The sequence below is a fragment of the Dorea sp. AM10-31 genome, assembly GCF_003435815.1.
Classification (GTDB): Bacteria; Bacillota; Clostridia; order Lachnospirales; family Lachnospiraceae; genus Dorea_D; species Dorea_D hominis.
In genome coordinates this window covers 126,781-145,820 of record NZ_QTUV01000001.1, presented here as the reverse complement: position 1 = coordinate 145,820, position 19,040 = coordinate 126,781, and the positions used below count along the sequence as shown (strand labels likewise).

The 19,040-nt window shown below is 42.0% G+C and carries 17 protein-coding genes, 1 tRNA gene and 1 other RNA gene; 17 read left to right on the top strand and 2 right to left on the bottom strand.

Features of this window, described 5'->3' with window-relative positions; all coding sequences use genetic code 11:
- The first annotated feature begins 10 nt into the window (after nucleotides 1-10).
- On the top strand, nucleotides 11-1,360 hold the full coding sequence (locus DW125_RS00675; protein WP_117536803.1) for a D-serine ammonia-lyase: 1,350 nt from the start codon (nucleotides 11-13) through the stop codon (nucleotides 1,358-1,360).
- Between the two features lie 81 nt (nucleotides 1,361-1,441).
- Nucleotides 1,442-1,512, top strand: a tRNA-Gly gene (locus tag DW125_RS00670).
- A gap of 342 nt (nucleotides 1,513-1,854) precedes the next feature.
- Here the strand turns inward: DW125_RS00670 and DW125_RS00665 are convergent.
- Nucleotides 1,855-3,075, bottom strand: a complete 1,221-nt coding sequence (locus tag DW125_RS00665; protein ID WP_117536802.1) for a 6-phosphofructokinase — start codon at nucleotides 3,073-3,075, stop codon at nucleotides 1,855-1,857.
- Between the two features lie 206 nt (nucleotides 3,076-3,281).
- On the opposite strand from DW125_RS00665, the gene DW125_RS00660 reads away from it, so the two are divergent.
- From DW125_RS00660 to DW125_RS00635, 5 genes are all read left to right on the top strand, one after another.
- Nucleotides 3,282-4,298, top strand: a complete 1,017-nt coding sequence (locus DW125_RS00660) for a glycosyltransferase family 2 protein (protein WP_117536801.1) — start codon at nucleotides 3,282-3,284, stop codon at nucleotides 4,296-4,298.
- Nucleotides 4,299-4,367: 69 nt separating this feature from the next.
- The gene (locus DW125_RS00655) at nucleotides 4,368-4,949 is read left to right on the top strand and encodes a manganese efflux pump MntP (protein WP_117536800.1); all 582 of its coding nucleotides are present in this window, start codon (nucleotides 4,368-4,370) and stop codon (nucleotides 4,947-4,949) included.
- A 221-nt stretch (nucleotides 4,950-5,170) separates the two neighbouring features.
- On the top strand, nucleotides 5,171-6,919 hold the full coding sequence (locus DW125_RS00645; RefSeq protein WP_117536798.1) for a S8 family peptidase: 1,749 nt from the start codon (nucleotides 5,171-5,173) through the stop codon (nucleotides 6,917-6,919).
- 198 nt (nucleotides 6,920-7,117) lie between these two features.
- Nucleotides 7,118-10,273: a response regulator gene (locus DW125_RS00640; protein ID WP_242992873.1), complete on the top strand. Its 3,156-nt coding sequence runs from the start codon at nucleotides 7,118-7,120 to the stop codon at nucleotides 10,271-10,273.
- 91 nt (nucleotides 10,274-10,364) lie between these two features.
- Complete coding sequence (locus DW125_RS00635) at nucleotides 10,365-11,063, top strand: GTP pyrophosphokinase (RefSeq protein ID WP_021860891.1); 699 nt, start codon at nucleotides 10,365-10,367, stop codon at nucleotides 11,061-11,063.
- Nucleotides 11,064-11,084: 21 nt separating this feature from the next.
- On the opposite strand, the gene DW125_RS00630 is transcribed toward DW125_RS00635, so the two are convergent.
- Nucleotides 11,085-11,972: an RluA family pseudouridine synthase gene (locus DW125_RS00630; protein WP_117536796.1), complete on the bottom strand. Its 888-nt coding sequence runs from the start codon at nucleotides 11,970-11,972 to the stop codon at nucleotides 11,085-11,087.
- Nucleotides 11,973-12,062: 90 nt separating this feature from the next.
- Between DW125_RS00630 and DW125_RS00625 the strand changes: the two genes are divergently transcribed.
- From DW125_RS00625 to DW125_RS00590, 10 genes are all read left to right on the top strand, one after another.
- Nucleotides 12,063-13,094 carry an NUDIX domain-containing protein gene (locus DW125_RS00625; protein WP_117536795.1) on the top strand — a complete coding sequence of 344 codons (1,032 nt, stop codon included), beginning with the start codon at nucleotides 12,063-12,065 and terminating at the stop codon, nucleotides 13,092-13,094.
- Between the two features lie 150 nt (nucleotides 13,095-13,244).
- Nucleotides 13,245-13,592, top strand: a transfer-messenger RNA (tmRNA) gene (gene ssrA / locus DW125_RS00620).
- 157 nt (nucleotides 13,593-13,749) lie between these two features.
- Nucleotides 13,750-14,277: a nitroreductase gene (locus DW125_RS00615; RefSeq protein WP_117536794.1), complete on the top strand. Its 528-nt coding sequence runs from the start codon at nucleotides 13,750-13,752 to the stop codon at nucleotides 14,275-14,277.
- Between the two features lie 69 nt (nucleotides 14,278-14,346).
- Entirely contained in the window at nucleotides 14,347-15,357 is a 1,011-nt protein-coding gene (locus DW125_RS00610; RefSeq protein ID WP_186855820.1) for an aldo/keto reductase, read from the top strand.
- Between the two features lie 144 nt (nucleotides 15,358-15,501).
- On the top strand, nucleotides 15,502-15,807 hold the full coding sequence (trxA, locus tag DW125_RS00605; protein ID WP_117536793.1) for a thioredoxin: 306 nt from the start codon (nucleotides 15,502-15,504) through the stop codon (nucleotides 15,805-15,807).
- Between the two features lie 229 nt (nucleotides 15,808-16,036).
- Nucleotides 16,037-16,525, top strand: coding sequence for an oxidoreductase (locus DW125_RS00600; protein ID WP_226976594.1), 489 nt, complete (start codon nucleotides 16,037-16,039; stop codon nucleotides 16,523-16,525).
- Between the two features lie 8 nt (nucleotides 16,526-16,533).
- Nucleotides 16,534-16,689: a hypothetical protein gene (locus DW125_RS14150; protein WP_021860884.1), complete on the top strand. Its 156-nt coding sequence runs from the start codon at nucleotides 16,534-16,536 to the stop codon at nucleotides 16,687-16,689.
- A 14-nt stretch (nucleotides 16,690-16,703) separates the two neighbouring features.
- Complete coding sequence (locus DW125_RS13955; RefSeq protein WP_021860883.1) at nucleotides 16,704-16,859, top strand: hypothetical protein; 156 nt, start codon at nucleotides 16,704-16,706, stop codon at nucleotides 16,857-16,859.
- A gap of 127 nt (nucleotides 16,860-16,986) precedes the next feature.
- On the top strand, nucleotides 16,987-17,496 hold the full coding sequence (locus DW125_RS00595) for a PH domain-containing protein (RefSeq protein WP_021860882.1): 510 nt from the start codon (nucleotides 16,987-16,989) through the stop codon (nucleotides 17,494-17,496).
- On the top strand, nucleotides 17,471-19,024 hold the full coding sequence (locus DW125_RS00590) for a PH domain-containing protein (RefSeq protein WP_158549870.1): 1,554 nt from the start codon (nucleotides 17,471-17,473) through the stop codon (nucleotides 19,022-19,024). Before DW125_RS00595 ends, DW125_RS00590 begins: the two co-directional genes overlap by 26 nt.
- Nucleotides 19,025-19,040: the final 16 nt, after the last annotated feature.

Below are 19,040 nucleotides of genomic sequence, written 5' to 3'. Positions count from 1 at the left end.
GAGACAGACAATGGCGAACGGAACATATAAGAATATATTGGAAGAGCGCAATGCACAGACGATCGAACAGATGCGTGACAAGCAGGAAGTCGGGTGGAGCAATCCGGCATATTTACCATTTGATTTTGTGAATGGTGTCTGCGAACTGGTAGTATCGGACGCAGACATCGAAGATGCAAAAAAACGTCTGGAGAGATTTGCACCATTTATTATGAAAGAATTCCCGGAAACAAGGGAAACGGGAGGACTGATCGAATCTCCGTTAGTTGAGATCGACAAGATGCAGGAAGGCTTAAAGAAGGAATATACATGTGAGATACCGGGAAGACTGTTCCTGAAAAAAGACAGCCATCTCGCAATCGCTGGCTCTGTGAAAGCAAGAGGCGGTATTTATGAAGTATTAAAACATGCAGAAGATCTGGCACTGAAAAACGGAATATTGAAAGAACAGGATTCTTATGAAGTCTTTGCAGATGAGAAGATGAAGGAGTTTCTGTCCGGATACACGGTTCAGGTCGGCTCTACCGGTAACCTTGGCATGTCTATTGGAATTATGAGTGCGGCGCTTGGCTTTCATGTGATCGTGCATATGTCGGCTGACGCAAAACAATGGAAGAAGGACCTCCTTCGCAGCAAAGGAGTGGAAGTTATTGAATATGAGCAGGATTATTCCAGAGCAGTTGAGGAAGGCCGGAAAAATTCAGATGCTGATCCAAAGAGTTATTTTGTAGATGATGAGAAATCGGTGAATCTGTTTCTGGGATATGCAGTGGCAGCAGGGCGGCTTAAGAAACAGTTTGAAGAGCAGGGAGTTGTAGTAGATGAAGAACATCCGCTGATTGTATATATACCAGCAGGTGTTGGCGGCGCTCCGGGTGGTGTGTCTTACGGGCTGAAACGTCTCTATGGAGATCTGGTACATTGTTTCTTTGTAGAGCCGGTAGAATGTCCGTCTGTAATGCTTGGAATTGCAACGCAGAAATTTGAGCATGCCAATGTGCGGGATTATGGAATGACAGGCAAAACAGAGGCGGATGGTCTTGCATGTGCCAGTCCGTCCAGCTTTGTGACAAGAATCATGACGAACTTGCTATCGGGGGGATTCACAGTCAATGACAGCAAACTGTATGATTTCCTAAGACTTCTCTACAAGACAGAAGAGGAGCAGATTGAGCCATCCAGCTGTGCAACTTTTATCGGACCTGTCCGTTTGCTTGAAGAAGAGGAGACAAAGGCATATTGTAAGAAGCATGCTTTAACGGAGAAAATACTTAAAAATGCGACACAGATTGTGTGGGCAACCGGTGGCAGACTTGTACCGGATGAGATACGGAAAGAATATTTAGAGAAACATTTATAGAAACATTTGTAAAAAAGTGTTGACATTTTAAAATTCGCATAATATAATGTTATTCGTGTCACGGAGAGTGATGCGGATAATGCGGGTGTAGTTCAATGGTAGAACACCAGCCTTCCAAGCTGGATACGTGGGTTCGATTCCCATCACCCGCTTTTTTGTATGTTAGTAATAAGATACGAGAGGGGATTTTAGAAAAGCCGTATAGCTGCGCTTGTTAAAGCGCGGTTATGCGGCTTTTATGTTATAGCTACGAGGATCCTGACTTATAAATAAAAAAGCTGCCGGTGGCAGAGTAAAAAAGTTCTTTAAAAAGGGAGGATGCCGGGTGATCGCTTTTGCGATACCCGGCATGTATTATGAAAAAGTTTATTCAAAAGTTTAGTTGTTGCCTTTTCTTTGTATGTTTACATTATATGCAACACCTGTGAAGAAAACGTGTTGTATCAGTGAAAGAATTTTTAAAGAAAAGTGAACAAAATATGAACGTTCCAGAGCTATTTGCGATAAGCAAAAACAGGGAGCCCATCTTTGGTTGGAACCGTTACATCTCCCTGGATCAGCGGGCGTGCATAAGTAATAAATGCAGAACTGATATCTGATCCGTCACCGGTGATCCATTCGGTTGGAACTGCTTTTTCTTTATTACAGATATGATTTACATCGGCAGTGCCGTATGATAACTCATAAGGATGATCCTGACGGCGAATGAAAGTAATCATCTTACCGGTTTTGCCGGCAAGTGCAGCCTGAACGCCGTAAGTACCTGCACCGATTGCTTCTGTAAGATCGGCAGCAGAAAGCATGGAGCTGGAACAGCGCTGGCAGACATTCAGTTCGATGGAACGGACTTTTACACCGACTTTTTCTTTGACAAGATTTTCTAGGTATTTACCGGAACCGGTGAGCATCTTGTGTCCAAAGGTATCTACTCCGACATCGCTTGCATATTCACAGATAAAAGTACCTTTTCCATCGTTAATTCCTTCTGAAATGCAAACAACAAGGTTCGGTGTTGTTTTTAAAGCTTCTTTTACTTTTGCAATGAAAGCATCCGGATCAAAAGCAACTTCCGGCAGATAAATGAGAACCGGGTTATCGCCTTTAAATTTGCGGGCGAGAACGCTGGCAGCGGTCAGCCATCCGGCATGACGTCCCATGATTTCTACGATGGTAACAGACTGTTTATTGTCGTAAACAGAAGCATCTGCTGTAACTTCGCGGACAACAGAAGCAACGTATTTAGCGGCACTTCCATATCCGGGAGTGTGGTCAGTTTCTACGAGATCGTTATCAATTGTCTTCGGAACACCGATAAAACGGATCTTGCTGTTTGTTCCGGCAGCATAGCGGGAAAGCTTGCTTACGGTATCCATCGAATCATTTCCGCCAATGTAGAAGAAATATCCGATGTTTTTTTCTTCGAATCTGCGGAACAGTTCCGGATAAACAGGATCAGTTAAATCCTCCGGCAGTTTGTAGCGGCAGGAGCCAAGATAAGCTCCGGGTGTTGTCCTTACAAATTCAAGTTCTCTGTTTTCGGCAAGTGCGTTCATATCCATGATGCGGTCATTTAAGAAACCTTCGATTCCATTTATCATGCCATAGACGTGACTGATCTTGTCCGGATGTGCAAGCCCTTCGGTGACAACTCCGTAGAGACTTCCGTTGATAACGGCGGTTGGTCCGCCGGACTGTCCAACGATTATATTTTTCATATTTAATCCTCCATATTAAAATATTTTATTTCGGTTTAAACAAAAACCCTGTATGACAATAATGCATACTACAGGTTCACTATAACGGAAAATAAAAATATTTACAATCCCAAAGAGAATCTTAAGAATAAATTTAACTGTTCTTTATTGGAAAATTGGGAAAAATAAGGTATACTGATTCGGGAAACGAAAGAAAGGAGAATACAATGAAGTATATTTCATTTGCAATTCCAAGTTATAATTCACAGGAATATATGGCGAAAGCAATTGAGAGCATTTTGCCGGGGAAAGAAGAAGTAGAGATTATTATTGTTAATGACGGATCTAAGGACAGAACATCTGAGATCGCACATGAATATATGGAAAAGTATCCGGACATTGTAAAGGTGGTAGACAAAGAGAATGGCGGACACGGAGACGCGGTGAATGCAGGTTTAAGTCATGCAACTGGAAAGTATTTTAAAGTAGTAGACAGCGATGACTGGGTAGATGAAGAAGCACTGCATAAGATTCTTGCACTTTTAAGAAATCTGGAAGAAGACGGTGAAGAGATTGATATGCTTATTTCCAACTATGTTTACGAGAAGGTTGGAGCAACGCATAAGAAAGTGATTCATTACAGAAATGTACTGCCACAGGATGAGATCTTCCACTGGGAGGATATCGGGCATTTCCATCTGGATCAGTATATCCTAATGCATTCGGTTATCTATCGTACAGATATGCTGAAGCTGATTCAGTTACATCTTCCGAAGCATACATTCTATGTAGATAATATTTATGTGTATTATCCACTTCCGCATGTGCGTAAAATATATTATCTGGATGTGGATTTCTACCGTTACTTTATTGGAAGAGACGATCAGTCAGTCAATGAGAAAGTAATGATCAAACGTCTTGATCAGCAGATTTTTGTTACAAAGACAATGATCGATATGTACCAGTTAAAGGATATCGGCTGTAAGAAACTAAGATCTTATATGTTGAATTATCTTGCAATTATGATGACAGTTTCTTCTATTTTATGTATTCGTTCCAAAGATAAAGAGAATCTGGCGAAGAAAAAGGAACTCTGGCAGTATCTGCGAAGAAAGGATTTCCGTAGCTTTGTAAAAATCCGCTATGGAATTCTTGGACAGACAATGAACATTCCGGGAAGATCAGGAAGAAAGATTTCTTCTCTTGCATACAGCGTTGCAAGACGTCTGATTGGATTTAATTAAAATAGAAACCAGGTATAGTTTGGAACTGTATCTGGTTCTTTTTTGCTATTTAATATCGGAGGAAGAAAGATGGAATGGAATGTATTATTTTTTGTAAACAGTGTGTTGCTGGGTGTTGGCCTTACAATGGATGCGTTTTCCGTGTCGCTGGCGAATGGGCTTAATGAGCCAAAGATGCGGAAGAAAAAAATGTGCGGAGTAGCAGGTGTATATGCATTTTTTCAGGCATTGATGCCAATGACCGGGTGGATATGTGTACATACGATCGTGCAGTATTTCCGGACGTTTGAAAAGTTTATCCCATGGATTGCGTTAATATTACTTCTTTATATCGGTGGAAAGATGCTGTGGGACGGATTTAGGAATGATGAGGAAGAAGAGAAGCCGGGTGTAGGCGCATGGGCTTTATTTGTACAGGGAGTGGCAACATCGATTGATGCGCTGTCCGTTGGATTTACAATTGCAAAATATGACTTTTTTATGGCGCTTGTCTGTTCCCTGGTCATTGCTACCGTAACGTTCTTTTTTTGTATTTCAGGACTTGCGATCGGTAAACGGTTCGGAACAAGATTTGCCGGAAAAGCAACGATCCTTGGGGGAATTATTCTGATCGTGATCGGTCTGGAGATCTTTATTGCCGGTGTATTTTAAGAGAAAAATCAAGTCACAATGGTCACAGAAAAAGCGCTGTATCATTCTGCTCCATGTTACGGTATTTTTACTCATAACAGATATTGTTGTAAATGTAGTTCCGGAAAAATAAAAACGGGAAGAAGTGTTGTCATTTATCATGAGTATGTATTATTTCAGGAAAATGAAGCGTGTACGCGGAATATACTTTCAGTAAATAAGAAAGTATTTAAGGTGTTTATATGACCAGTCAGAAATTGGAGAATCTTTTAAATCTGGCACTGGATTCTACGGAAGAAGAGAGAAAAAGATCACGGAATCTGGATGTTGGGTATGACCGGCTGGAAAGAGAGTGGGACCTGATCGTTAAATATTCCGGGGACCTGGGACGTGTAAGAAATATTGCAGTACGTGTAACGGAACTTCAGAATGAATATGCAGTCATCAGAATCGCGGAATCAAAAATAGAAGAGCTGACGGAGATTACAGAAGTTGAATATGTGGAAAAGCCGAAAAGATTATTTTTTCAGGTAGCGAATGGAAAGCGGGTATCTTGTATTAACGAAGTACAGGATACGCGTTTTTCTTTATTTGGACAGGGAATTCTGATCGGGATCATAGATTCCGGGATTGATTATGCAAATGCGGATTTCAGAGATGCAGATGGAAATACAAGAATCCGTTTTCTGTGGGATCAGTCTTTAAATCCAGAACCGGGGGAGAGCGCGCCGAAAGGATATGAAATTGGCGTGGAATATACAAGTGAGCAGATCAATGAAGCTTTACAGGAAAATTCTGTGACAGAGCGGATGGAAAGAGTGAGAAGCCGGGATGTTTCCGGGCATGGAACAGCGGTGACTGGTGTGGCAGCAGGGAATGGACGAAACAGTAATGGAAGGTATGCGGGCGTGGCGACGGAAAGTGAACTGCTGGTTGTCAAACTTGGAACACCTGATGTGGAGGGATTCCCGCGGACAACGGAGCTTATGCTGGCACTGGATTATGTTATCCGAAAAGCGTTGGAGCTTCGCATGCCGGTAGCTGTGAATTTAAGTTTTGGAAATACCTACGGTTCACATGATGGAACATCACTGGTGGAACGTTATATTGATGATATGTCAAATATGTGGAAAAGTGTTATTTGTGTCGGAACCGGAAATGAGGCGGCAAGTGCCGGGCATACATCCGGTATGCTGCAGGAAAATACAGAAACAGTCATTGAACTTGCGGTACAGGAAAATCAGCCGGCGCTGAATGTGCAGATCTGGAAAGAATATACGGATGTTGTGGAGATTTCTGTAATTGCGCCATCCGGTCTTCGAAGTACGCAGATTGCAGAAATACTTGGAACACAAAGATTTACACTGGGACAGACAGAACTGCTTATTTATTATGGGAAACCGAGTCCATACAGTACTGCACAGGAAATCTATATTGATTTTCTGCCGGTAAGCCGTTTTGTCGGCAGTGGTGTGTGGAAAATTATAATACAGCCCGTAAAGATTGTGAATGGTTTATATGAATTATGGCTTTCGGGAGATATCATGCTGAACCGCGGAACCGGGTTTTTAAAGCCAGAAGCAACGACGACGCTTACGATTCCTTCTACGGCAGGACGGGTAATATCTGTCGGTGCATATAACGGAACAACATTTTCCTATGCTGATTTTTCAGGAAGAGGTCCGCTGAGGGGAGGGGGAGGCATTGTGCAGAAGCCGGATCTGGTCGCACCGGGAGTCGATGTGACGACGGTGACAACAGGCGGCGGATATGCAGCATTTACCGGGACATCTTTTGCAACCCCTTTTGTGACAGGAGCAGCAGCACTTCTGATGGAATGGGGGATTGTGAAAGGGAATGATCCATATTTGTATGGGGAGAAGGTGAAGGCTTATCTGAGAAGGGGAGCAAAACCATTGCCGGGGTATGAGGAGAGACCGAATGCGGAGAGCGGATATGGAAGGTTATGTGTGACAGAGAGCTTGCCATAGATATACTTCTTCTTTTTCCCGAATGGACGTCCGGAATTGGAAAAAGGTTTTGGAGTTTAAAGTTCATTGTTGGAAATTGATGAAAAGACAACCTGTTTTTCCTTTTTTGCGGAAGATTCCATCAGAAGCTTTTGTTGCTTATTCTCAGAAAATCGGCTAAAATAAGTGTAGTCTAACATACGATTTTGGAGCATGAAAATGGATAAAGAACTAAGCAATAAAAAGAAGAAAAGAACATATCTGTTGCGTATCGGGAGGATGATATTAACGCTCGTTCTGATTGTATTATTTGTTTTAATGATGGCACTCGTATCCAGGATTCAGGGAACCGGGCGTGTTGTCAATTATGCCGGTCTGGTCAGAGGAAAAACACAGCGGATCATTAAGCTGGAAGATGCCGGAAAACCGCAGGATCAGATGCTACAGGATGTGCAGGATTATATCGATGGTCTTCGGGGCGGAAGTGATAAGTTACAACTTGTACGTCTGGAAGATAAGAAGTTTCAGAGTAAGATGAAAGAACTGGACGATTATTTCCAGCAGTTAAAAAAAGAAATTCTGATTGTCCGGGAGAAAGGATACGAGCATACACAGATTGTTGAAAAGAGTGAAGAGTTTTTCAAAATATGTGATGAAGCAACCGGACTTGCGGAAGTATATTCAGATAAAAGAACATCAACACTGGATGTATTGGAAAAAATTGTAATTCTTGATATATGTGGTCTGGTACTGCTCCTTGGACTGGAAGTTTTGAAGATGCTGCGTTATGCAGCGCAGAACCGTCTTTTACAGAAAAAGATTTATCTGGATGAGGCAACCGGACTTCCGAATAAAAATAAATGCGAAGAGATTCTGGAAAACGACAAAGAACTTGAAGCGGGAGCACAGATCGCAGTCTGTGTGTTTGATCTGAATAATCTGCGTATGATCAATAACAATCTCGGACATGACAAAGGGGATGCGTATATCCGGTCTTTTGCCGGACAGCTTCGCGCAGCCATGCCGGAGGATGCCTTTGTAGGCCGTGATGGTGGAGATGAATTCCTTGCAGTGCTGACAGGGAAAAATCATACCGAAGTGCAGGAGTGCCTGGCAGGTGTGAGAAAAAGTGTAAAACTGTATTCGCGGCAGCATCCGGAAATGCCGATCAGTTATGCGGCAGGATATGCTTTGTCAGATGATTATGAGCCATGTACGATGCGCATGCTGCTTAAACAGGCGGATAAGAATATGTATGTAGACAAAAACCATGCCAAGGTTCAGGAGAATGAAAGAAAAAGGAAAGAAAGCCTTCAATTGTTGGACCGGATTCGGGAAAAGCATTATGTATTTGCAAACTGTCTGTACTGTGACGCAAGGATGGATACTTATCGTATGTTAAGATCCGAAGAAGGATTTTTCCTTGCAGAAGATGGAAGTTATACGGGAGCGGCAGAACAGGTGCTGCGGGAATTTGCAGCAGATGATACAAGAAAGAAAATGCGGAAATGGCTTGAGATTGCTTCAATGGAACAGTCACTTGGCCCTGCGATGGAGAAGACAGAGTTTTCTTATCAACGTAAAGTGGGAGCGGGATATCGTTATGGAAGAATGACGGCACTTTTTGTAAATGATGCGGCAGATGGAAGACTGCATCATTTCATCCTTGGATTTGATGAATTTCACGACAGTGAGAAGATGGGTACAGATGAAAAATTTCAACTGACGAGATATTATGAGCAGATGAAACAGTCCATTCTGGAGAACGGCAATTATGTAGAAGCACTGATGGAAACCGCACAGGCAATTTATACGGTAGATCTGACCAATGACTGCCTGAAGAGTATTTTCTACCATACCGGAAGACACGAATTTGCGGTAGATGCAAAGACACCGTGTTCCTATGACCTCTATTGTCAGGAACGACAGCAGTATGTTGCAGAAGAGACACTGGAGAATTATCGGATCGTAGATTCGTCTTCCAAGCTGCTGGAACGTTATCTGAATGGCGAAAAACAGGTTACGGTAGAATATCAGGAACGGAATCATACAGGAAAATATGTCTGGATGCAGAAAACAGTTCTTATGTCACTGGACACGTTATTTGACAGTAAAACAGGAAAAAGAAGTACAGTGATCCAGGGAATGATCCTGTTCAAAAATACTTCGCTGTTTCATGCAAAAGAACAGCAGGAGAGAGAACGTCTGCAGGTCGCTTATGAAACTGCAGATTCAGAGAACAAAGCCAAAACAGAATTTATGAACCGTATGAGTCATGATATTCGCACACCGATTAATGGAATTGCCGGAATGATAGATAATATTCAAAAAAACCGGGATGACAAAGAGAAACTGGACGATTGCTTAAGAAAGCTTCGACTTTCTACAGATCATTTACAGGCGTTGGTAAATGATGTACTTGAAGTGAATAAAATCTCATCGGGAAAAATGAAACTTGGTAAAGAACCATTTAATCTGGAAGAATTGATGGATGAAGTAAGTGCACTTCTGGATATCCAGATTAAAGAAAACGGAATTACGCATGAAAAGCACAGAATTGATCTCAGGCATGTAAAATTGATTGGAAGTCCGCTGCATTTACGTCAGATTTTAATTAATCTTTTTAGTAATTCAATCAAATATAATAAAGAAAACGGACATATTGACACGTATGTACAAGAAGTGAAATATAATGCTACACATGCATTGTATGAATTTAAGATTGTCGATACCGGTATCGGTATGAGTAAAGAATTTATTGCAAATCAGATTTATAAGCCATTTACACAGGAAAAGACAGATGCGCGTACACAGTACAAAGGAACAGGCCTTGGAATGTCGATCGTGCGGGGACTGATTGATAAGATGCATGGAAGTATTAAAGTAAAAAGTGTGCTTGGTGAAGGCTCTGTATTTATTGTACAGATTCCATTTGAACTGGATACTGCCGAATATGAGACAGACATATCAGAAAAAGAAAAAACGGATAAATCACTTAAAGGAGTGCATGTTTTACTGGTAGAAGATAATGATATCAATATGGAAGTTGCACAGTTCTATCTGGAAGATGCCGGGGCAACGGTAGAAAAAGCATGGAACGGACAGGAAGCAGTTGATATGGTGAGTAAAAACTGTAACTATGATGTGATCTTAATGGATCTGATGATGCCGGTGATGGACGGTATGGAAGCAGCGAGAAGAATCAGGAAGCTGGAAACTGACCATGCAAAAAATGTCCCAATTCTGGCAATGACTGCACAAAGTGCCTCAGACAGCGAACAGATGTGTAAGGATGCGGGAATGAACGGATATGTGGCGAAGCCGGTGGCTGCAAAGCTATTGACAATAGAAATCAGAAAGGCAATGCAGTGCTGATTTTACATAAAATTTTCCTGGATTTACGAATATATCGATAGATAGAATCGGAAAAATAAGGTACTATTTTGCTTTATAAAGGAGTAAAATCATGACAAAAAAGAAGAAAAAAAGTGTAAAAAAAGACAGGCAGGAAAAAAGATTGCAATGCCTGTCTGAAAAAGAACAACAGAAGATAGATGATATTGCGGAATGTCTGGCTGAAACAGAATATCAAATTAAATGCCAGTGTGCGATAGACATTCTTATAGCGAAACTACAGATGATTAATACAGAATTATCCAAACAAAAAGGAAGAACGGTTGTGAATCAGATCAGCAGCCGGAAGAAGAGTGCAGAAAGTATTTACGCAAAACTGGTACGAAAAGGCTATAAGACAGATTTCCAGACGGCAGCGGAGAAATTGAATGACCTTGTAGGCGTTCGCGTGGTCTGCCCGTTTGAAGATGAAGTATATGAAGTCGCAAATATATTAAAAGCGCAGGGAGATGTAGAAGTTCTTAAGGAGAAGGACTACATCAAGGTACCGAAAAAGAATGGTTATAAGAGTCTGCATATTACGTTGGAAATCCCGATTTATTTTGCAAAAGGTTCTCAGAAGCAGAAAGTAGAAGTGCAGTTTCGGACAGTTGCGATGGATTACTGGTCTGTGTTGGATTATCAGTTGTTTTATAAGAAGCAGCTGGACGGCAGCGATGAAGTGGCAGCAGAATTAAAGAAATATGCAGAGGATATTGCAAAACTGGACGCCCGGATGTTAAAACTCCGAGACAAGATTGAGAAGATATAAAGTTATAAATGGCACAGGAGTTTACTGAAGTACCTGTGCCATATCGTCAGGAAGCGGTGCGGTAAATTCCATTGTCTCACCGGTGATCGGATGTGTAAAAGACAATTTGTGAGAATGAAGAGCCTGTCTTGTAATATGTTCCATGTCGGGATTATACAGATAATCGCCAATGAGTGGAAAACCAAGGTAGCGCATGTGGATCCGGATCTGATGGGTGCGGCCTGTCTCCAGACGGAGGGAGACAAGGCTGTGCCCGTTTTTTTCATCCATGACATGGTAGTGCGTGATCGCTTTTTCTCCATTTTCAAAATCTACCGTCCGTTCAATGATCGTTCCGGGTTTGCGACCAAGAGGCGCATTGATCGTGCCTTCGGACGGTGTGACAGAACCTTTGCAGATAGCGAGGTATTCCCGGTGGATACGCCGCTCCTTTACCATAGTGGATAAAATGCTTCCGCTCACCAGATGCTTGGCAACAACTGTCAGCCCGGAAGTATCCCGGTCTAAGCGGTTGCAGCAACGGAAAATAAAAGGTTTTCCCTGTTCCTGATAGTACCATGCAAGCGCATTTGCCATCGATTCGGTGTAATGATTCAAGGACGGATGGATCGGCATACCGGCGGCTTTATTTATAACAACGATATCTTCATCTTCATAGACAATATCAAGTGGATGATAAACCGGAGGGATCTTTTCCGAACAGGCAGTTTCACAGATTTTGATAACAAGATCATCACCGGTTTTTAAAGTCTGGCGCATATAATAATGTTCTCCGTTTACGAGAACGCTTTTGGGCATACGCTTGATCTCGGCAAGATTCTGACCGGAATAACCTTTGCGGCGTAAAAACTGCTCCACGCGGAGTCCGTTTTGCTCTTCTGTTATTTTATATTCAATCGTTCGATTCATTGCATTTCTCCTGAAAATTCATTATCATAATAATGGAACATTGGTATCATATCATAAGATAAAACGGACACTCAAGAGGAGAGGACGAAAATGACAGGATTAAGTACACTATGTTATATAGAAAAAGACGGAAAATATCTGATGCTTCACAGAACGGTGAAGAAAAATGATGTAAATAAAGATAAATGGATCGGAGTCGGAGGACATTTTGAAGTGGATGAAAGTCCGGAAGAGTGTCTTCTTCGCGAAGTAAAAGAAGAGACCGGCTATACGCTGACATCTTATCAGTACCGCGGAATCGTGACCTTTGTATCCGGTGGCGGTGTGACAGAATATATGTCTTTATTTACTGCAGATGGATTTGAAGGAGAACCGATTCCATGCGATGAAGGCGAACTGGAATGGGTGGATATCGAAGAAGTATGGCATCTGAATATCTGGGAGGGAGATAAGATCTTCTTCCGTCTGTTGGATGAACAGAAAGAATTTTTCTCTTTGAAATTGACCTATGATGGCGGAGACAAGCTGGTTGCAGCAGCATTGAATGGAAAGCCTATGGAGCTTTTCGATGTACTGGATGAAAATGGAAATAAAACCGGCATAACAAAAGAGCGCGGTGTGGTGCATAGAGAAGGAAGTCCGCATGCAACGGTCCATATGTGGATTGTCCGTGAAAAAGAGACAGAACATGGCAGAGATTATGATGTTTTGCTTCAAAAGCGAAGTGCTTGCAAGGATTCCAATCCGGGTTGTTACGATATATCTTCCGCAGGACATGTGGAGGCAGGCGCAGAACTTCTGGAATCCGCAATCCGCGAAATGGGAGAAGAACTGGGACTTGCTGTCGCGGCAGAAGATCTTCATTATGTCGGTGTTCACAATGCGGCATTTGAAGCGGAGTTTTACGGCCACATGTTCCGTGATAAAGAATTCAGCAGTGTCTATGTCTATACAAAGCCGGTAGATATCGCGGATCTTAAATTACAGGAGTCAGAAGTTGAATCGGTAAAATGGATGGACTATGAAGAATGTCTGAAGGGTGTGCAGGACGGAAGCCTGCCGAACTGTATTTATGAAGATGAGTTTCGGATGGTGCGGGAGTACCTCGAGAAGCATATGTAGAAGTTGAAGGAATCGGTGACTGCTGGGGATTGCAGGAAGTGATGATATTTTAAACTACAAGTTTAATGAGCAACCCTTGACTTTTCAGCGGCATCTCCCTATAATGATATCCAGACGAAAGACGTCTGCACACCAGTAGTCTACACATAAGGGCTTGTACTGGTTTCGACGGGGGTCTGGAAGTTGGAGAAGCCATCCGTAGCGGGACACTACGTTAAAAGTTCCAACTAAATATAAACGCAGACGAAAATTTAGCGTACGCAGCCTAATTAGGCGGCAGTCGGCCCGGAATCATCCGCTGTTCCGGTAACCGGCTTCAAACAGGCGGAGCACTTCGTTTCCAAAGCTTTGCGGAGATGGAAGAACTTATGAAGCTACTAAAACGGATAACCTGTCATTAGGTGATTCGCGGAGGGAATGTCAGAATAATGACTGTGATGGGAGATGCTCTGATGGATGGGCTTTCGGACGCGGGTTCAACTCCCGCCAGGTCCACTTTAACGGAACAGGATAACGGCATTGTGTAGTGATGAATCATTATACAGTGCCGTTATTTTTTAGGTAATAAAAAACTTTGCTTCCATTAAGTATTCCAAATCAAATAAAAGCATATATAATAGACAGTAGTTTGAAAGATTGATTGGAGGTCATGAATATGAATGAAATAATAAAAGCAATGGAAGAACGCCGCAGTATCCGCAAATTCAAACCGGACATGCCGGCAAAGCAGGATCTGGAGCAGATCATTGAAGCAGGTCTGTATGCAGCAAATGGCAGGGGACAGCAGGCAACTATTACAATCGCTGTGACAAATAAAGAACTTCGCGATGAGTTATCAGAGATCAACCGCAAGATTGGTGGCTGGGATGAAGGCTTTGATCCATTTTACGGTGCACCGGCGATTTTGCTAGTGTTAGCAAATAAGGAGAGATCCACTTGTGTTTATGATGGAAGCCTTGTTATGGGAAATATGATGCTTGCCGCACATACACTGGGACTTGGAAGCATCTGGATCCACCGTGCAAAAGAAGAATTTGAGATGCCGGAATACAAGCAGTTATTGAAGAAATTAGGAATCGAAGGCGAATGGGAAGGAATTGCCCACTGTGCTGTCGGATATGCGGATGGAGAACTGCCGCAGGCAGCCGACAGAAAAGAAGGAAGAGTATTCTGGATTGAGTAAAAAGGAACAGTGTTACACAATCAGAGAAAACAATATGCAAATCAGACAGTTGAAAGGAAGGACAGAAGAATGGCAGATATAGCAGATATTTATACAGCGGCAGCAGACCGCTATGAGAAGATGACATATAACCGTGTTGGGAGAAGCGGACTTAAGTTCCCGGCTGTGTCACTCGGATTGTGGCATAATTTCGGCTCAAAAGATAACTATGATAATATGAAAGCAATGTGCAGAACCGCATTTGACAATGGAATTACACAGTTTGATGTGGCAAATAATTATGGCCCGGTGTATGGAAGTGCCGAGAAGAGTCTTGGAAGGATTTTAAAAGACGATTTTATGCCATACCGGGACGAGCTGGTCATTGCAACGAAAGCAGGATATGATATGTGGGATGGTCCTTATGGGGACGGCGGCAGCAGAAAATATCTGATGGCAAGTCTCGATCAGAGTCTGAAGCGGTTAGGATTGGATTATGTAGATGTATTTTATCATCACAGAATGGATCCGAATACACCACTGGAAGAGACGATGGATGCTCTTACCGATATTGTGCGCAGTGGAAAAGCACTGTATGCAGGCGTATCAAATTATAACGAAGAATATACAAAACGGGCGGTAGAGTTGCTGCGTGAAAGACATTGTCCGTTTATCGTAAATCAGCGCCGCTATTCAATTTATGACCGGACGATTGAAGAGGATGGTGTAAAAGACTGTTGCAGGGAAAACGGTGTTGGAATTATTGCGTTCAGTCCACTGGCGCAGGGGTGTCTGACAGATAAATACTTGCATGGAATTCCAGAAGACAGCCGCGCAGCGAGAGATCCGCGATTTTTACACAAATCCGATATTACAGCGGAACTGGTAAAGAAAACAACAGCGTTGAATGAAATCGCAAAGCTTCGTGGACAGTCACTGGCGCAAATGGCGCTTGCGTGGATTTTAAAAGATGGAGACGTATGTTCCGTATTGATCGGAGCATCCAGACCGGAACAGATCCTGGATAATATTGCAGCATTGCAAAATATATCATTTACAAAAGAAGAACTGGATGCGATTGATCGGATCAGCAAAGCATAAAGATGATGCGGAGGAAAAGGAAAGAGCCATTAAAAGTTAAAAATATGTAACAAATGTTACAAAAATATTTTCAAAATATAGTATAATAATAACTGAAAAACAGAAAAACTAACTTTAAGAAGAATAAAAGAAAGGACGATAGATATGGCAGTGATTCATGTGACAAATGATACTTTTGAACAGGAAGTATTACAGGCAAAAGAACCGGTACTGGTTGATTTCTGGGCAACCTGGTGTGGACCGTGCCAGATGGTGGGACCGATCATAGAAGAGATTGCAGAGGAAAAAACAGATATCAAAGTGTGCAAGATTGATGTGGATGAGAACCCAGAGATTGCAAGACAGTACAAAGTATTTTCCATTCCGATGCTGTTTGTATTCAAGAATGGAGAAGTGGCAGCCAGAACCGTAGGCGCACAGTCAAAAGAAGCTATTTTAGAGATGCTTTAGAATAATAAAAAAAAGAGGCAGGAAATATGTAGTGGGTGATTCCTCAAAGGTGCATAATATTTCCTGTCTCTTATTTTATTTCATTCAAGAATTTTCCGGGTTTTGTATTTAAATAGTAGAGCTGTAATATTTTGCAAAAATGTGTTAAGAATTTGTCAGATATGAATATTGTTGGTTTTTTGCGCACTTTCTATACTAAAAACAGACTTTATACGAAAGGAGCAAAAAAATGAATCACACAATGTATGAACATGTATTGCAACCGATTCAGATCGGACCAATGAAGTTAAAAAACAGAGTATCTTTTACTCCGGTCTGGCCTAGTTTTGCGACGGGAGACGGACATGTAAATCGCGAATTAATGGAATGGGTAAGAGATATTGTAAAAGGGGGAGTTGCCTGTATTAATATTGGGTGCGGATGTGTAAATAGAAATATTCCGCCTTTAGTTACACATTTACTGCGAATGTCTGAAGAAACGGTGGTTAATGAGATGATGTCACTGACAGATCTTGCACATATGTATCAGGCAAAAATCGGGATAGAGTTGTTTGCAATTAATTTTTATGCAGGATCTTTTGAAAAGCGTGATAAAGGAAAGAATGTTGCGGTAGAGCTGGATCCTACAGATTTAACAAAAGAACAGATGAATATAGTGCGGATAGAAAATGCATCAAGATTTACAAAAGAACTTTTAGCAGCAATTCGAAAAAAATAGGAAATACAATGGCAATTGAATATCGAATCAATGCAAGTGATATGGTAGAAGGTTCACCGTCATTGGATGATGAGATTGCATTTGCCCGGGAAATTGAAGATAAAATTGATTTGCTGCATGTATCGAGAGGCCTGCATGCAATGCAGAATTTTGTAAAGAATTAGGAGATGCAGTTACAATGATTCAATTATTGCCGTACCATAATCTTGGAGTAATGAAATATCTTCGCATCAGTGATAAACCGGTGGCTGAGGCGACTCCGCCGAGTGAAGAATACATGCAGAAGTTGAAAGGTATTATGGAAGAGTATGGACTAAATGTTTCCATTCATTAAAAAAGAAGATTATAAAGGAGAAGATACCGTGGTGTGCTGTATATCAGTGCAGAACAGTATCTTCTTTTTTTGTAATGATGGTTTATTTGTGCTAGAATAGAAACGACTAGTTACAAGGAGAAAATCAATGAGAGAAGAGAAGATGAAATACGAACGGCTCAGTAAACGTGCGCTGGGGTGCATGTATGTGTCGACCGTGATCTTAAGTGTTATTCTGCTGGCAGCGATCATCTGCGTAAATGCATTCTGGCTCAGTCCAAAAGATATCCGGATTGGCGAGATAATATCCTTGGTGCTCGTTGTTCTGATCATTCTGAACTGTGTGATCAGCCCGTATTTCCGATACCGGAGATATGGTTATCACATAGATGAAGAATGTATAGATACGGTCGAAGGGTATCTTTTCATAGAGCGCAATATTGTTCCGATGGAACGGTTACATAAACTGCAGGTGGAGAGAGGCCCGGTTGCCAGAGCTTTCGGCGTGGCAAATGTAGTTGTGACAACAGCAGGTGGAGATGTAGAGATCAATCTTCTGGAAGATGAAAAAGCGGAACAGATCGCAGAGAATTTACAGAAGCGGATCAATCAGATCGCAGCGGAGGAAAAACATGGAAACGACAGAAACGAAATTTAGAAACCATATCTCCATTGTGATTGAACGATTTGGAACTATATTTATAGGAATCGTGATTGTACTTGCAGGATCGGCACTGGATGACCTGAAAGAAATTGTAAAGCATATGGATAATCTGAAAGAATATCTGGCAGATGAGTTTGCGGGAGCCAGTCTGTTTCTTGTATTGTTCCTGATTGCTTTATTCTGGCAGCTCCGCCGTTGGGCGAAAACTTATATTTCTATCCAGGGGCAGGCAATCGTGATTGAGAAAAATACATGGAACCGCAAGGTGCAGACGATCGGCATCAAGCATATTTCCAATGTCAATCTCTCACAGAATATTCTGGAAATGATGCTTGGCACATGCACTGTGAAACTGGATACAGACAGTTTCTCAACGGCAGATGATACAGACGTAAAACTAGTGCTGAAAAAAGAAAAAGCAGAGTGGTTCCGTCAGACGGTTTTTGCGATTATGGAGTCGGAAGGTAACCGTTCCGGGGCAGAAGTTTATGCGCAGGATGCGAATCATCAGACAGAAAGTGGCGCGTACAAAGAAACTGCCGGGATAACAGATGAGGAAAACGGTAAAAACATCACAGAGACAACGGTGACAGCAAATGTAAATGATATGATCTGGCATGGAGTGTTTGCGATTAATTTATTTGCTGTTTTGCTTGCAGTTGGAGGAATCGGAGGCTCCGTATCAAAATTGCTTTCTGGCATACAGGAAGGAATTTCAGGACAAAATATTCTGGAAATAATATCAGGTTGGGCGGTAGCATTTTTTATCGGCGCAACAGCAGTCTGGGATACGGTGAAGGATTTTATTAAGTATTATCAGTATCAGGTTACACGAAAAAGTGATAAGATCTATATTTCTTACGGACTTTTAAAGAAAGTAAGCTATGTAATTCCGGTAAAGCGGATTCATGGTGTAACGGTGAGACAGACATGGATTGCAAGGATTTTTAAGAGATACCGGGTGGAACTTATCAATGTCGGAATGGGAGATGACGATGAAGAAAAGGACGCCTTTTTCCTTTTGTATCAGAGTCATGCAGACGTGATTGAAAAAATGCAGAAACTTCTGCCGGAATTTGCAGAAGCAATGAAACTTCCGCTGCAGAGACAGAAGAAGTCGGTTATCTTTCTTAAGGCAATCCCGGCAGTGATCTGGGCAGTTGCATTATTTGTGGCAGATCGGTTTGCGAAAGAAATCATAGGATCCCATTTTCTGTGGATTAATCTGGCGTGTGTCTGTGGATGGCTGGTTGTATTGGTGATGCTTGCGGGCGGCTATGTTACGGATGCATTTGCCTGTGATAAGAAGAGTCTGGCCGTATCAAGCGGTGTATTTGGTCGAGAAACCACATACATGCATTATCCGCAGATCCAGTATTTTTCATTTAATCAGAATATAGTGGCAAAGAAACTGCGTGTTGTGAAGGGAAATGCATATCTTCTTGCGTCGGCATCGGATTCCAGACATGATCTTCCGTATATGCCAGAAGAGGCTGTGGAAGAATTGAAAGAATATTTTTGAAAAAGATGGTCTTGTA